The 13291-nt window shown below is 69.0% G+C and carries 12 protein-coding genes; 7 read left to right on the top strand and 5 right to left on the bottom strand.

From position 1 onward, the window contains the following. Window positions 1-13: 13 nt before the first annotated feature. The 3 genes from AC07PF_RS26015 (at window position 14) to AC07PF_RS26005 (ending at window position 4022) form a co-directional block, all read left to right on the top strand. Window positions 14-1798 carry an ATP-binding response regulator gene (locus AC07PF_RS26015; protein WP_494613795.1) on the top strand — a complete coding sequence of 595 codons (1785 nt, stop codon included), beginning with the start codon at window positions 14-16 and terminating at the stop codon, window positions 1796-1798. Window positions 1799-1847: 49 nt separating this feature from the next. Beyond that, a complete protein-coding gene (locus tag AC07PF_RS26010) occupies window positions 1848-2903 on the top strand; it encodes an aminoglycoside phosphotransferase family protein (RefSeq protein ID WP_494613794.1) in 1056 nt (351 codons plus the stop codon). Window positions 2904-3047: 144 nt separating this feature from the next. Next, the gene (locus AC07PF_RS26005; RefSeq protein ID WP_145697761.1) at window positions 3048-4022 is read left to right on the top strand and encodes a magnesium and cobalt transport protein CorA; all 975 of its coding nucleotides are present in this window, start codon (window positions 3048-3050) and stop codon (window positions 4020-4022) included. Between the two features lie 67 nt (window positions 4023-4089). On the opposite strand, the gene AC07PF_RS26000 is transcribed toward AC07PF_RS26005, so the two are convergent. Next, the gene (locus AC07PF_RS26000; protein ID WP_494613793.1) at window positions 4090-4872 is read right to left on the bottom strand and encodes a DUF2491 family protein; all 783 of its coding nucleotides are present in this window, start codon (window positions 4870-4872) and stop codon (window positions 4090-4092) included. After that, a complete protein-coding gene (locus AC07PF_RS25995; RefSeq protein ID WP_494613792.1) occupies window positions 4869-6161 on the bottom strand; it encodes a hypothetical protein in 1293 nt (430 codons plus the stop codon). The genes AC07PF_RS26000 and AC07PF_RS25995 overlap by 4 nt, the downstream gene beginning before the upstream one ends. A gap of 220 nt (window positions 6162-6381) precedes the next feature. Between AC07PF_RS25995 and AC07PF_RS25990 the strand changes: the two genes are divergently transcribed. Further along, a complete protein-coding gene (locus AC07PF_RS25990) occupies window positions 6382-6747 on the top strand; it encodes a VOC family protein (protein WP_494613791.1) in 366 nt (121 codons plus the stop codon). Window positions 6748-6749: 2 nt separating this feature from the next. Here AC07PF_RS25990 and AC07PF_RS25985 read toward each other — a convergent pair whose 3' ends face one another. Continuing rightward, complete coding sequence (locus tag AC07PF_RS25985; protein ID WP_494609580.1) at window positions 6750-7169, bottom strand: hypothetical protein; 420 nt, start codon at window positions 7167-7169, stop codon at window positions 6750-6752. A 123-nt stretch (window positions 7170-7292) separates the two neighbouring features. Here AC07PF_RS25985 and AC07PF_RS25980 point away from each other — a divergent pair, with 123 nt between their 5' ends. Continuing rightward, the gene (locus AC07PF_RS25980; protein ID WP_494613790.1) at window positions 7293-8051 is read left to right on the top strand and encodes an AAA family ATPase; all 759 of its coding nucleotides are present in this window, start codon (window positions 7293-7295) and stop codon (window positions 8049-8051) included. A 297-nt stretch (window positions 8052-8348) separates the two neighbouring features. After that, window positions 8349-8783, top strand: coding sequence for a hypothetical protein (locus AC07PF_RS25975; protein ID WP_494613789.1), 435 nt, complete (start codon window positions 8349-8351; stop codon window positions 8781-8783). A gap of 23 nt (window positions 8784-8806) precedes the next feature. On the opposite strand, the gene AC07PF_RS25970 is transcribed toward AC07PF_RS25975, so the two are convergent. Both AC07PF_RS25970 and AC07PF_RS25965 read right to left on the bottom strand, forming a co-directional pair. Beyond that, window positions 8807-9496, bottom strand: a complete 690-nt coding sequence (locus tag AC07PF_RS25970; protein WP_494613788.1) for a Rossmann-fold NAD(P)-binding domain-containing protein — start codon at window positions 9494-9496, stop codon at window positions 8807-8809. Beyond that, window positions 9486-11336: a DEAD/DEAH box helicase gene (locus AC07PF_RS25965; RefSeq protein ID WP_494613787.1), complete on the bottom strand. Its 1851-nt coding sequence runs from the start codon at window positions 11334-11336 to the stop codon at window positions 9486-9488. The genes AC07PF_RS25970 and AC07PF_RS25965 overlap by 11 nt, the downstream gene beginning before the upstream one ends. A gap of 253 nt (window positions 11337-11589) precedes the next feature. On the opposite strand from AC07PF_RS25965, the gene ettA reads away from it, so the two are divergent. Further along, entirely contained in the window at window positions 11590-13251 is a 1662-nt protein-coding gene (gene ettA / locus AC07PF_RS25960; protein WP_035204500.1) for an energy-dependent translational throttle protein EttA, read from the top strand. The last annotated feature ends 40 nt before the right edge of the window (window positions 13252-13291 follow it).

The following is a 13291-nucleotide window of genomic DNA, read 5'->3' as shown; positions in this document are numbered from 1 at the left end:
GGGCCCGATGACCATGTTCCCTGCGTCCCCCGACCTCCCGGCACCCCTGTCGCCCCTGGCAACTGCCGTGCCCGCCGCCATCGCGGCGCAGGAGGGCGGCAGCGGGCCTGTGCCCGAGGCGGGCCCCGGCGTGCCCGTGAAGATCCTGGTGGTGGACGACGAGCCCTCGAACCTGGCCGTGATGGAGGCGGTGTTCCAGGACTCGGGCTACAGCCTGGTGTACGCCTCGTCGGGCTCCGAGGCGCTGATGGCGCTGATGAACCACGAGTTCGCGGTGCTGGTGCTGGACGTGAACATGCCGGACATGACCGGCTTCGAGCTGGCGCAGCTGATCAAGCAGCGCAAGAAGACGGCGCACGTGCCCATCATCTTCCTGACCGCCTACTTCAACGACGACCGGCATGTCGTCGAAGGCTACGGCAGCGGCGCCGTGGACTACCTGCACAAGCCCTTCAACGTGGGCGTGCTGCGCTCCAAGGTTGCCATCTTCGCCGACCTGTACCGCAAGACCCTGGCGCTGGAGCAACTGAACCAGGCCCTGGTGCAGGAGGTCGCGGAACGCGGCGCCGCCGAGGAGCAGCTGCGCCTGCTCAACGAAACCCTGGAGCGCCGGGTGCAGGAGCGCACCCATGCGCTGCAGCTGCGCGACGCGCAGCTGCGCGAGGCCGACCGGCGCAAGGACGAGTTCCTGGCCACGCTGGCGCACGAGCTGCGCAACCCGCTGGCTCCCGTGAGCTACGCGCTCAGGCTGCTGCGCCTGAAGGGCGAGCAGGCGCCGCATGTCGAGCGCGCGGCCGACCTCATCGACCGGCAGGTCAAGTCCATGAGCCGGCTGATCGACGACCTCATGGACGTGAGCCGCATCAACCAGGGCAAGATCCAGCTGCACAGCAGCCGCGTGGCGCTGGCCGGCATTCTGCAGGACGCCATCGACGCGGCGCGGCCCATGATCGACGAGCAAAAGCACACGCTGGAGATGCAGTTGCCCCCCGCGTCGCTCACGCTCGACGGCGACCCGACGCGCCTGGCCCAGGTGTTCATGAACCTGCTGCTCAACGCCGCCAAGTACATGGATGCCGGCGGGCGCATCGAGCTGTCGGTCGACACCTCGGCCGAGGAGGCCCGGGTCACGCTGACCGACCAGGGCATAGGCATTGCGCCGGGCCGCCTGGAAAAAGTGTTCGAGATGTTCTCGCAGGAGGAGGCCGCCCTGTCGCGCTCGCGCGGCGGCCTGGGGATCGGCCTGGCCCTCACGCGGCGCCTGATCGAGCTGCATGGCGGCGCGATCGCGGCCTTCAGCGAGGGCGTGGGCCACGGCAGCTCCTTCGTGGTGCGCCTGCCCCTGGTCGGCCCGGCCGAGCGGGCGGCCGTGGCGCTGAACGCCGGTGCCGCGCAGGGCGCCCGCGCGGCGGCGCCGCTGCGCATCCTGGTGGCCGACGACAACCAGGACGCGGCTGACGCCCTGGCCGAGCTGCTGGGCGCGCTGGGCCACACGGTGCACTGCGTCTACGACGGCGAGGCCGCGGTCGAGGCGGCGCGGCACTTCGATCCCGAGCTGGTGCTGCTGGACATCGGCATGCCCCGGCTCAACGGCTACGAAGCCTGCCGCGCCATCCGCGCCCTCGGGGGCCGAAGCCTGCTGCAGCTGTGGGCCATCACCGGCTGGGGGCAGGCGCAGGACATGCGCTGGGCGCGCGAGGCCGGCTTCGACCACCACCTCGTCAAGCCCGTCAGCCCCGATACGCTGATCGGCATGCTCGCCGACGCGGCACCGGCCCGGCCCGCAGCGGCGGGCTGAGTGGGCGTCGGCGACAATCACCTGCCGACCACCAGACCCCAGGGAACCATTGGACCCCACCATCCTCGCGCGCCTGCTGGCGCCGGCCTTTCTGGCCGAACACATGGCGCGTCAACCGGCGTGTCACCTGGCGCTGCAGGGCGCCACGCTGCGCTCTGCAACCCCCCGGGAGATCGATGCCCCAGGCTACCTCTCCGACCTGACGGGCGTGGTGCTGGACTGGGGCGATGCAGTCGCCGGCGCACCGGAACGCGCCGTGCTCAAGGTGTCGCACCCCGGCTTCGGCCAGCCGGAGCTGCCGTTCTACGAGACCATTGCTGCGCGCCTCGCCAGCCCGGTGATCCCCCGCTTCTACGCCGGTGGCGTGGACGAAGCCACGGGACGCACCTGGCTGCTGATGGAGGACTTGTCGGAGTCGCACCAGCGCCCCAGCGAGGCGCCGCTGCCGCCGACCCTGGCACGCAATGCGCAGATCGTCGAGGCGCTGGCGCGCTTTCATGCCGCCGGCAGGGATGCCGGCCAGGCGCCGGTCTTGGGCGGCACCACGCTGTGGGAGCGCCTGCGCGCATCGGACTGGCAGGACGGCGCCTGGCAGCGCTTGCAGGCCCAGGCCGGTGATGCACTGGACGAACGCACGCGGGGCATGTACGCCCAGTTCCTGCGCGGGTTCCCGGCCCTGGTGGAGCGCGCCGACCGGCTCTCCCACCGCACCTGGGTCCACGGCGACGCCCATGTCTGGAACTGGATGGTGCCGCGCGAGGGCAACGCCGCCGGGGTGGCCAAGCTCATCGACTGGGACGGCTGGCACCTGGGCGTGGGCGTCTGGGACCTCGCATACATGATGGCGGTGCAATGGGACCGCCGCGTGCGCGCACGCTTCGAGATGCCGCTGCTCGACCGCTACCATGCAGCGCTCGTGGCCAGCGGGGTGGGCGACTATTCACGCGAGACCCTGCAGCAGGACTACCGGCTGGCGGTGCTGCTGCACCTGCGCACGCCCCTGGCGCGCTTTGCGCGGGGCATGTCGGCCTATGTCTGGTGGCCGCAGATCGGCCGCGTTGCGGATGCCGTGGAAGACCTGGGCTGCCTGGAGCTGCTGGGCTGAGGTGCAGCCCCATGCGTCCCCGGACCAGGGGCGGGGGGAGGGCGGCGGTTCTCCGGCAGTGACGGCAGGGACTGCAGGGACTGCAGGGACTGCCTTGGGCGCGTGGCACCATGCCGCTTGCAGCCACAAACCAGGAGGGTCCCCATGTTGATCAATTGCGTTGCGTACGAGAATGGCACCAAGCTGGGGGACATCCCCGTCGCCGACATCAGCGAATACATCGTGAGGCCGGGGTGCTTCGTATGGGTCGCGCTTGCCGACGCCACGCCCGAAGAGCTCGATGAAATGCGCGGAGAGTTCGGCCTGCACGAACTGGCGGTGGAAGACGCACACCACGGCCACCAACGGCCCAAGGTCGAAGAGTACGGCGCCTCGCTGTTCGTGGTGATGCACCTGCTGGAGCCCGAGCCCGAGCGGCCCGGGCACTTTCATGCGGGCGAGGTCGATGTCTTCGTGGGGCCCAACTACGTGCTGTCGGTGCGCAATCGCAGCAAGCAGGGGTTCCTGGGCGTGAGGGACCGCTGCGAGCGCGAACCCGACCTGCTGCGGCACGGCTCGGGGTTCGTGCTGTATGCGCTGATGGACGCCGTGGTCGACCGCTACTTTCCCATCATCGACGCCCTGGAGGTCGAGCTCGAAAAGATCGAGCACCAGATCTTCACCAAGAAGGCGGCGCGCGACAGCATCGAGCAGCTCTACCACCTCAAGCAGCGCGTCATGCTGCTCAAGCACGCCGTGTCCCCCCTGCTCGAGGGCGCAAGCAAGCTCCATGGCGGGCGCGTGCCGCAGATCTGCATGGGGTCGCAGGAGTATTTCCGGGACGTGGTGGACCACTTGGTGCGCATCAATGGCCTGATCGAGGGCATGCGCGACACCATCGGCACGGCCATCCAGGTCAACCTGTCGATGGTGACCATTGAGGACAACGAGATCACCAAGCGCCTGGCATCCTGGGCCGGCATCTTTGCGATCTGCACCGCCTTCGTGGGCGTCTGGGGCATGAACTTCGAGTACATGCCCGAGCTGAAATGGCGCTACGGCTACCCCGGTGCACTGCTGCTGATCGTGAGCGTGTGTTCCTACGTCCACTACCGCTTCCGCAAGGCAGGCTGGCTGTAGCGCTAGCTAGCTGGCCTCCTGCATGGAGTATCACGATCTCCATGTCCTGCAGCGCCGAAATACGCACTCAGTGCACGGCCACGAAGTCCGCGCCCAGCACCAGGCCCACCATGAAGTCCACGTGGATCTCGCGGCGCGAGGCATCGCCGTCCTGCTCCTGGACGATCTCGGTGCAGATCAGCAACTGCTCCTCGCCGCCGCCCGCCACGCCGCGGCGGTAGGGCATGAACACCACGTCCTGGCGCAGGCCGTTGCGGCCCAGGCGGTCGTCGATGCGGTTCTCGGTACCACGGAAGGGGGCGATGTGCTCCTGCGCGGGGCTGCCGGCGCTGCGCGTGTAGTCGATGGTGTCGCCGTCACCGAAGGCCTGCTCCACCAGGGCCTGGGGCAGGCCCAGCCCGTCGAACTGCGCGCGGTGCAGGCTGAAGCGGATCTGCCCCAGGCCCGCGCCGTCTTCGCCCAGGAAGGCCGCCTGCTCCTCCTCGCTGGCCGGAATCAGGCGCAGGATGCGGTGGTAGTAGACCAGCTCCCGGGCCTCGCCCTCGGGGTCGGTGTAGATCTGCAAAAAGCACTCGGGGCCGTCGCCCCGGTCGCCGCGCGCGGTGTACAGGCGGTGCACGGCGCCCTGCAGGTCGGCCGAGCGCAGGCGCGAGATCGCCTCGACCTGCACCAGGTCCGCAGGGGCGGGCACCAGCGTGTCGGTCGCCAGGCGGAAGGGCGTGGCGTCAAAACTGATCGAGCCGCCGATGCGCCCACCCAGGGGCACGCCGGCATCGGCCGCGGGGGCCGGTGCATCGCCGCGCCCGCCCAGGAGACCCCGCGCCCTGGCCAGGGCCTGGGACCAGCTCACAGCACGTACCTCTGGGTCTGCTCTGCGGCCTGCGCCTTGAGCCGCTTGGCCCGGATGTACAGGCCGATCACCAGGGCCCCCAGCGTGATGAAGATCCACGCACCGCCCAGCCCCGAATCTGCTGGTGCCGGGGCGGGTGGCACGCGCGCCGCCGCATCCTTGAACGGGGTGCTGCCGTCGCCCACGGTGGCCAGGCCCCCGATAGCCGATCCACCGCTGTCGGTGCCCGTTGCAGAGGGCGGGGACGTTCCCGCAGTGGCTGCCGTGGCCAGGGCTGCGCCGGCCACGGCACCGGCGGCAACGCCCACGCCCGTGCCCAGCCCCATGCCATTGCGCGGGGCCGAGGGGCGCGCGGGGCGGTCGTCCACCGGCCACTGCGCTTGCTGCTGCCGCTGCGCGCGGTAGGCCCGCTCGTTCGCTTCGTCCAGCGCGCGCTGGCGCTGATCGGCCAGCCGTTCGGCGTGGATGCGCCGATCCCGCTCATACGCCGCCGTGGCACCGCCCGCGCCCACGCCTGCGGGTGCATAGCCGCCGAAGTTCGGGCCTGCTGGGGCGGGTGGTTGGCGCTGCAGTTGCGCCGCCGGGGCGGCACTCGGCTGCCGGGCATTGGCAATGGCCGCAGCCGCCTGCGCCTCGGCGCGTGCCGCCTGCGGCAACGGCTGTGCAGCGGGCTGCTGCCGATTGTCGAACGAGCGCATCGCCTGGTTGCGGGCCGTGCTGTTCGACAGGTCGTTGGCCACCGAGCTGTTCGGCCGGACCGCCTGCAGGGGCGGGGCTGCGGGGGATGGCTTGGTGGCTTCCGTCTTCTGGCTGCCGCCGCCAAAGCTGCCGAAACTGGTCGCCGGCTGGGGCTTGCGCTCTGGCCGCCCGGAGGCCTGGTCGGCGGGGGCCGCATCCTTCTTGGCGGGCGCGCTGCCGAACGAGCCGAAGCGGGTCGGGCGGTCGTCGGAGCGCGCAGGGGACGCCGCCGGTGCCGAGCGGGACGGCGCCGCAGCGCTCTCGCGCTTGGCCGACGAAGACGATGAGGACCCGAAGGAGCCAAAGCTCTGCCGGGGGGCGGACGAGGGTGCTGGCTTCGCGCTGCCGCTGCTGTTACTGCTGCCGCTGCCGGACTTGCTGCCCGAATCCTTGGCCAGGACCGGGCCGCCCGCCAGTGCCAGCACCAGGCCGGCGATGGCCAGCAAACCGGTCCAGCGAGGGGCCCCGGTGTGGCGCTGGGAGGACAGGCCGGCCACGTCGCCGCGGGGCAGGGGGGCATCAACGCGGGGACGTCGGTCGGCAGATCTCATGGGCGGTGAAGAGCGTGCAGGCCGGGGTGCGCCCCGGGCCGTTGGGACAGGAGGGCCATTATGCTGCGGGCGCCTGGATGCTGCTGCCGCAGGCCGGGGCAGCACCCTCAGGCGAGGGCAGAATGCGGCCCAGGGCCGGCCGGCATTCCACACCCCGCCGTTCCAGCGAACCCGGCCAGCGCCGCGCGCGCAGCGGCCAAGGAAGAAGGAGACAAGCACCATGGGAATGGAAACACTGGAAATCAAGGCCTATGTCCCGGCACGCGACTTTGCGCTGTCGCGCCGCTTCTACACCGACCTCGGCTTTCGCGAAGAACTGCTCTCGCCGGACATGGCCTACTTCAACGCCGGCCACTGCAGTTTTCTGCTGCAGAACTTCTACGTGAAGGAGCACGCCGAGAACTTCATGATGCACCTGATGGTGGCCGACGTGCAGGCCTGGTGGGAGAGGGTCGTGTCCCAGGACCTGGCCGGCCGCTATGGCGTGCGCGTGATTGCGCCGCAGGACCAGCCCTGGGGCATCCGGGACTTCTGCCTGGTCGATCCGACCAGCGTGCTGTGGCGCATCGGGCAGAGCATCGAATAGCGTCAGGCTGCGGCCGCAATCTTGGGGGGCGCAGCAATCCGGCACGCCACCCAGGCCCCCGCCGTAAACGACGCGGAGAGCACCGCCGTGGCCAGCATCCCGCCGCCCATCGCCGGGAACACGGCCCACGGCCAGGCGGCGGACACCCCCATGGCCACCGGCCAGCGCAGCAGGCCCAGCCGTGACAGCAGGTAGAACAGTACGGCGTGGAAGACCGCGACCACCAGGTACAGCACGGGCCAGGCCATCAGGGTCATGAAGATGGTGCGCGTGTAGCCATCATCGGGTGTGCCGTCGGGCAGCAGCAGGGGCAGCGAGAAGAACTCGACCACCACCACCAACAGGGGCGCCAGCAGCGCCAGCGCCGAGCCGGCGAGGACGGCGATGGTGAATCGTGCAAGAAAGGGGCGTGGTCGTGGCATGGGTGTGCGGCTGCGAAAGTGCTCTGGATGGCGCCCGATTGTTGCGTGCGGCCCTGCATTCAGTACGAGGCGGGCGTGAAGTCTTCGCCGTAGGCCGGTTCGATGCGATAAGGTGGTGCCTCTATGCACATCCATATCACGGGCGCGTCGGGCAGCGGCACCACGACCTTGGGACAGGCCCTGGCCCAGGCCTTGCCACTTCGCCACCTGGATGCCGACGACTACTACTGGCTGCCCACCTCACCGCCTTTCCGGCACAAGCGGGATGCGGCTGAGCGCCTGGCCCTGCTGGATTCTGGCATCGCATCCGGTGGCGCGGTGGTGCTGTCTGGCTCCATCGTGGGCTGGGGCGATGCGGTGGAAAACGCCTTTGGCCTGATTGTCTTCCTGTACCTGCCGGCCGACATCCGCTTGGAGCGCTTGCGCCAGCGCGAGGTGGATCGCCACGGCGCGGTCGACCCCGCTTTTCTGCAGTGGGCGGCCCAGTACGACGGCGGCACTGCCGAGGGCAGAAGCCTCGGCAAGCACCATGCCTGGCTGGCGCAACGTACCTGCCCCGTGCTGCGGCTGCAAGAGGACATGCCGGTCCATGAACGCGTGGCCCGAGTTCTGGCTGCGCTGCCGCCAAAGCCGGCGGATCTGGCCGACTGGCGTCTGTTCGGGCAGGAGCGGTACCTGCGGGGCGCGCTCTTCGAGTGGGCGCAGTACCGGCCCTATCGGCCCGGCTGGGAACATGACCACTGCGAATTCTGCAGCGCGGAGTTCTCGCTCCATGGGGCGGATGCCCTGCGTGAAGGCTATGCCACGCACGACCGCTACCGCTGGGTCTGTGCGCAATGCTTTCAGGACTTCAGGGAGCCGATGGCACTGCGCCTGGAGTGACCGGCAATCGGCGCCTCGGGAGCTGGGGCGACGTGGGGCGCATCCCACAGCCGTCGGGTCTGGTTTCTCCGTGTCCATGCGCGACGAAGAAGGCCGCGATGCAAAGCCCGCATGACCTTCTGGCGCCTTGTTGTTTTTTGTGCCGCGGGGCCTGGTTGTTACGAAGGCTTGCATGTTCGGTGGATGCGCGCACCTATTCTTGGCTGCAATTTCCATGGACAGTGGCGCCGCCTGCGGCGCGTTGCCATGGCGGCATCGCAGAACGAACAAGCAAATATCCAGAGGGAGAAGAGCACCATGGCCCAGAACGACAACCGCACCACCATCGCCCGAGCCGCCGCCGCGGCGGCCATTGCCATCACGGCCGCCATGGCCGGCCTGCTGCCGCAGGCCCATGCGCAAGCCACGGTGCGCGACGTGGCCGTCGTGGCCGAGTCCGATGGCCCGCAGGCCCAGCGCCTGGGGGCCCTGGTGACCGAGGGCATCCGCAAGAGCAGCTCCATGCGCTACCAGGACGCCGCCGCCAAGGCCCAACTCACGGTGCGCATCGCCACCATGTCGGCGCAGGATGCGGGCTCCATCGTCTATTCCGCGACCTGGGTTTCGACCCGCAAGGATGCCCTCATCGACCGGCAACTGGCCACCTGCGATGTGGAGCGCATCGCAGCGTGCGCCGATGCGGTGGTGGCCAAGACGGATACGGTGCGCGCGTCGCTGGCTGGCAAGAAGTAGGCAAGCCTGCGAGGCTGCGGCGCTCAATCCGGCTGCAGCTCCCGCCCCATCAACACCCGCACCTGCGGCACCCCCTCGCGCGGCCCGGCCTGCACGGCCCGCACCAGCGCGCGCGCCACGTCGGCACCCGGGCGGGCGCGGTAGTTGGCGGGGATGATCGGGTCCAGCAGCTTGAAGGCCTGGATGGAGAGGGACTCGGCCGCGCGCGGCGCCTGGCCCAGGGCCTGGCGTTCTCCCAGCAGCAGGGAAGGGCGCGCGATCACCAGCGTGGCGAAGCCCAGGCTCTTGAGCGCCTGCTCGACCTCGCCCTTGGTGCGGTTGTAGAAGATGCGGGAGTGGGCATCGGCGCCCATGGCCGTGACCACGCCGCAGCGGGTGGCACCGGCCGCCAGGGCGGTGCGTGCCGTGGCGATCACGGCATCCAGGTCCACGGCGCGAAAGGCCTGCTGGCTGCCTGCCGCCTTGATGGTGGTGCCGAGCGTGATGTACACGTCGTCCACATGCTCCGGCAGGCCGGGCACGACGGGCCTTGCGCCCAGCGTGGCAAAGTCCACGGCATGCAGGTGCAGCCGTGGATGGGGTGCAAGGTCCGGTGCGCGCCGGCCCTGGGCATGCAGGACATGCACCTGGGGCGGCGCAGCGCCGGGCGCTGCTGTTGCTGCTGTCGTTGGGTTGTTGTTGTCTGCGGTCGCCGTGGGGCGATCAGCGTCCAAAAGAGCCGCGAGAACCGCCCGGCCCACGAGACCCGTTGCCCCGGCTACCACCACCACCGCCGCCGCCGCCACCGCCATAGCCACCACCTCCAGAGTTGCCGCCACGATAGCCGCCACCGCCACGGCGGCCTCCGCCCATGCTGTCCACGCTGGTACGCATGGGGTCAGGCTGGCCGCCGGCCGCGCTGCCGGAATGGCGATGGCCCGGGTTGCTGTGGCCCGAATGCGTGCCCAGGTGGGCATTGGGGCGTGGTGGTTGGTCGTCGTAACGGCCGCTGCCGCCGCCGCCTTCGTAACCGCCGCCGCCGCCACCACCGCCGCCGGAGCGGCCGCGTGCAGGGGCCTGGCCACCGGCACGTGCGCCGCCGCCCTGGCCGCCACCACCGCCGCCGGCACGGGCGCCGCGCGGGCCATTGCCGCCACCGCCGCCGCCTGCGGCTGCGCCGCCACCGGCGCGGCCACCACGGCCGCCACCGCCACCACCATTGCCACCGCCGGCAGGGCGGGGGCCACGGTCGCCGCCGCCACTACCACCGCCGCCAGCACCCTGGCCGGCCTTGTTGGTGCGGATGCGTTCCATCATTTCGCTGCGGGCGGCCTTGGCGGCGGCCTGCATCACGTCACGGCTCGGGGGCTTGCCTGCGCCGCCCCAGATGGTCTGGCGGCCCATGGCGATGGGCTCGGCCTTCTCGCCTGGCTCGGGGCCGAAGCCGTCGATGACCTGCACGGGGATCTGCTGCTTGGTGAAGCGCTCGATCTCCATCATGAAGCCTTCTTCGTCCATGCAGACCAGGCTCACGGCTTCGCCGCTGTTGCCGGCGCGGCCCGTGCGGCCGATGCGGTGCACGTAGTCTTCCGAGACGTTGGGGATTTCGTAGTTCACGACGTGCGGCAGCTCGTCGATGTCGATGCCGCGCGCGGCGATGTCGGTGGCCACCAGGGCGCGGATGTCACCGCTCTTGAAGCCGGCCAGGGCCTGCGTGCGGGCGCTCTGGCTCTTGTTGCCGTGCAGCGCCATGGCGTTCACGCCGTTCTTGGTCAGGAACTCGGCCACGTTGTTGGCGCCGAACTTGGTGCGCGTGAACACCAGCACCTGGCTCCAGTTGTGCTGCTGGATGATGTGCAGCAGCACCTGCTTCTTCTTGCCGCGGCCCACGGGGTGGATCACCTGGGTGATGCGCTGCACCGTGGTGTTGCTCGGCGTGACCTGGATGCTCTGGGGGTTCTTGAGCAGGGTGTTGGCCAGGTCGCGGATCTCGTCGCTGAAGGTGGCCGAGAACAGCAGGCTCTGCTTTTCGCGGGGCACCAGGGCCAGCACCTTCTTCACGTCGTGGATGAAGCCCATGTCCAGCATGCGGTCGGCTTCGTCGAGCACCAGCACCTGCACGGTCGACAGGTCCAGGAAGCCCTGCTGCTGCAGGTCCAGCAGGCGGCCGGGGGTGGCCACCAGGATGTCCACGCCGCGCTTGATGCGGTCGATCTGCGGGTTCATGCCCACGCCGCCGAAGACGACGGTGGAGTTGATATCGAGGTATTTGCCGTATTCGCGTACGGACTCTTCCACCTGGGCGGCGAGCTCGCGCGTGGGGGTCAGCACCAGGGCACGGATGCCCTTGCCGCCGAATTTGTTCTTGGGCGCTGCACTTTGCGAGAGGCGGTGCAGCAGGGGCAGGGTGAACGCGGCGGTCTTGCCGGTGCCAGTCTGTGCGCCGGCCAGCAGGTCGTGGCCTGCGAGAACGGCGGGAATGGCCTGGGCCTGAATGGGCGTGGGGGTTTCGTAGCCCGTTTCGTGCACGGCCTTCAGGATGGCAGGAGCCAGGTTCAGTTCGTCAAATGTCATGTCGTTGAATGCGCCCGTCCGGGGCGCCGGGTGTCGGCCTGTCGTACAACCGGTAGGTTGCCGAGCCAGTCTCAAGCCGACGAGGTTCAAGGGTGGGAGCCCAGAGGCTGAAATGCCTCTTTCGTCCCCAGCGGTGTGCTGATGTGGCGGGCAACTGGAGCCCGTCACGGTGCGTATTGTCGCATGGCCTGATAATCATGCCCTGAACGCAGAATTCTTCTGCCCAAATTTCGCAGGTACAAGACTCAAGCAAATGGCTCAATACGTATTTTCCATGAACCGGGTCGGCAAGATCGTGCCGCCCAAGCGCCAGATCCTCAAAGACATCTCCCTGAGCTTCTTCCCGGGCGCCAAGATCGGCGTGCTGGGCACCAACGGCTCGGGCAAGTCCACCCTGCTCAAGATCATGGCGGGCGTGGACAAGGAAATCGAGGGCGAGGCCATCCCCATGGCCGGCCTGAACATCGGCTACCTGCCCCAGGAGCCGCAGCTCGACCCCGAGCAGACGGTGCGCGAGAGCGTGGAAGCCGCCATGGGCCGGGTGATGACCGCCAAGGCCCGCCTGGAAGAGGTGTACACCGCTTACGGTGAAGAAAACGCCGATTTCGACGCGCTGGCCGCCGAGCAGGCCGAGCTCGAAGCCATCATCGCCACGGCCGGCACCGATTCCGAGCACCAGCTCGAAATCGCCGCCGACGCGCTGCGCCTGCCCCCGTGGGACGCCAAGGTCGGCCTGCTGTCCGGCGGTGAAAAGCGCCGCGTGGCCCTGTGCCGCCTGCTGCTGTCCAAGCCCGACATGCTGCTGCTCGACGAACCCACCAACCACTTGGACGCCGAATCCGTGGACTGGCTGGAGCAATTCCTGCAGCGCTACTCGGGCACCGTGGTGGCCATCACCCATGATCGCTACTTCCTGGACAACGCGGCCGAGTGGATTCTGGAACTCGACCGGGGTTCCGGCATTCCCTACAAGGGCAACTACAGCGACTGGCTGACCCAGAAGCAGGCCCGCCTGGAGCAGGAGCAAAAGGGCGAGGAATCGCGCGCCAAGGCCCTGAAGAAGGAACTGGAATGGTCGCGCCAGAACCCCAAGGCCCGCCAGGCCAAGAGCAAGGCCCGCCTGGCCCGCTTCGAGGAGCTGTCGGACTTCGAGTACCAGAAACGCAACGAAACCAACGAAATCTTCATCCCCGTGGCCGACCGCCTGGGCCATGAAGTGATCGAGTTCGTCAACGTCACCAAGTCCTTCGGTGACCGCGTGCTCATCGACAACCTGAGCTTCAAGGTGCCCGCGGGCGCCATCGTCGGCATCATCGGCCCCAACGGCGCGGGTAAATCCACGCTGTTCCGTATGATCGCCGGCAAGCAGGAGCCCGACAGCGGCACCGTCAAGATCGGTTCCACCGTGAAAATGGCCTTCGTGGACCAGACGCGCGACGACCTTTCGGACGACAAGACAGTGTGGGAAGACGTCTCGGGCGGCCTTGACATCCTGAACGTGGGCAAGTTCCAGATGGCCAGCCGCGCCTACTGCGGCCGCTTCAACTTCAACGGCGGCGACCAGCAAAAGAAGGTCGGCATGCTGTCGGGCGGTGAGCGCGGACGCCTGCACCTGGCCAAGACCCTGATCGCGGGCGGCAACGTGCTGATGCTCGATGAACCATCGAACGATCTGGACGTGGAAACCCTGCGCGCCCTGGAAGACGCGCTGCTCGAGTTCGCCGGCACCATCATGGTCATCAGCCATGACCGCTGGTTCCTGGACCGCATCGCCACCCACATCCTGGCCTGCGAGGGCGACAGCCAGTGGACCTTCTTCGACGGCAACTACCAGGAGTACGAGGCCGACAAGAAGAGGCGCCTGGGCGAAGAGGGTGCCAAGCCCAAGCGCATGCGCTACAAGGCTTTGAAGTAAGTACAGCCCCCTGAGGCGCTTCGCGCCTTCGCCCTTCCCG

The organism is Acidovorax sp. GW821-FHT10A04 (genome assembly GCF_059415825.1).
This window is presented reverse-complemented; position numbering and strand designations above follow the sequence as displayed.

What these genes read in the sequence shown, in the direction of transcription:
- AC07PF_RS26015 (WP_494613795.1), top strand. Translation starts at nt 14, where the DNA reads ATGTTCCCTGCGTCCCCCGACCTCCCGGCACCCCTGTCGCCCCTGGCA.
- AC07PF_RS26005 (WP_145697761.1), top strand. Translation starts at nt 3,048, where the DNA reads ATGTTGATCAATTGCGTTGCGTACGAGAATGGCACCAAGCTGGGGGAC.
- AC07PF_RS25995 (WP_494613792.1), bottom strand. Translation starts at nt 6,161, where the DNA reads ATGAGATCTGCCGACCGACGTCCCCGCGTTGATGCCCCCCTGCCCCGC.
- AC07PF_RS25990 (WP_494613791.1), top strand. Translation starts at nt 6,382, where the DNA reads ATGGGAATGGAAACACTGGAAATCAAGGCCTATGTCCCGGCACGCGAC.
- AC07PF_RS25985 (WP_494609580.1), bottom strand. Translation starts at nt 7,169, where the DNA reads ATGCCACGACCACGCCCCTTTCTTGCACGATTCACCATCGCCGTCCTC.
- AC07PF_RS25980 (WP_494613790.1), top strand. Translation starts at nt 7,293, where the DNA reads ATGCACATCCATATCACGGGCGCGTCGGGCAGCGGCACCACGACCTTG.
- AC07PF_RS25975 (WP_494613789.1), top strand. Translation starts at nt 8,349, where the DNA reads ATGGCCCAGAACGACAACCGCACCACCATCGCCCGAGCCGCCGCCGCG.
- AC07PF_RS25965 (WP_494613787.1), bottom strand. Translation starts at nt 11,336, where the DNA reads ATGACATTTGACGAACTGAACCTGGCTCCTGCCATCCTGAAGGCCGTG.
- ettA (WP_035204500.1), top strand. Translation starts at nt 11,590, where the DNA reads ATGGCTCAATACGTATTTTCCATGAACCGGGTCGGCAAGATCGTGCCG.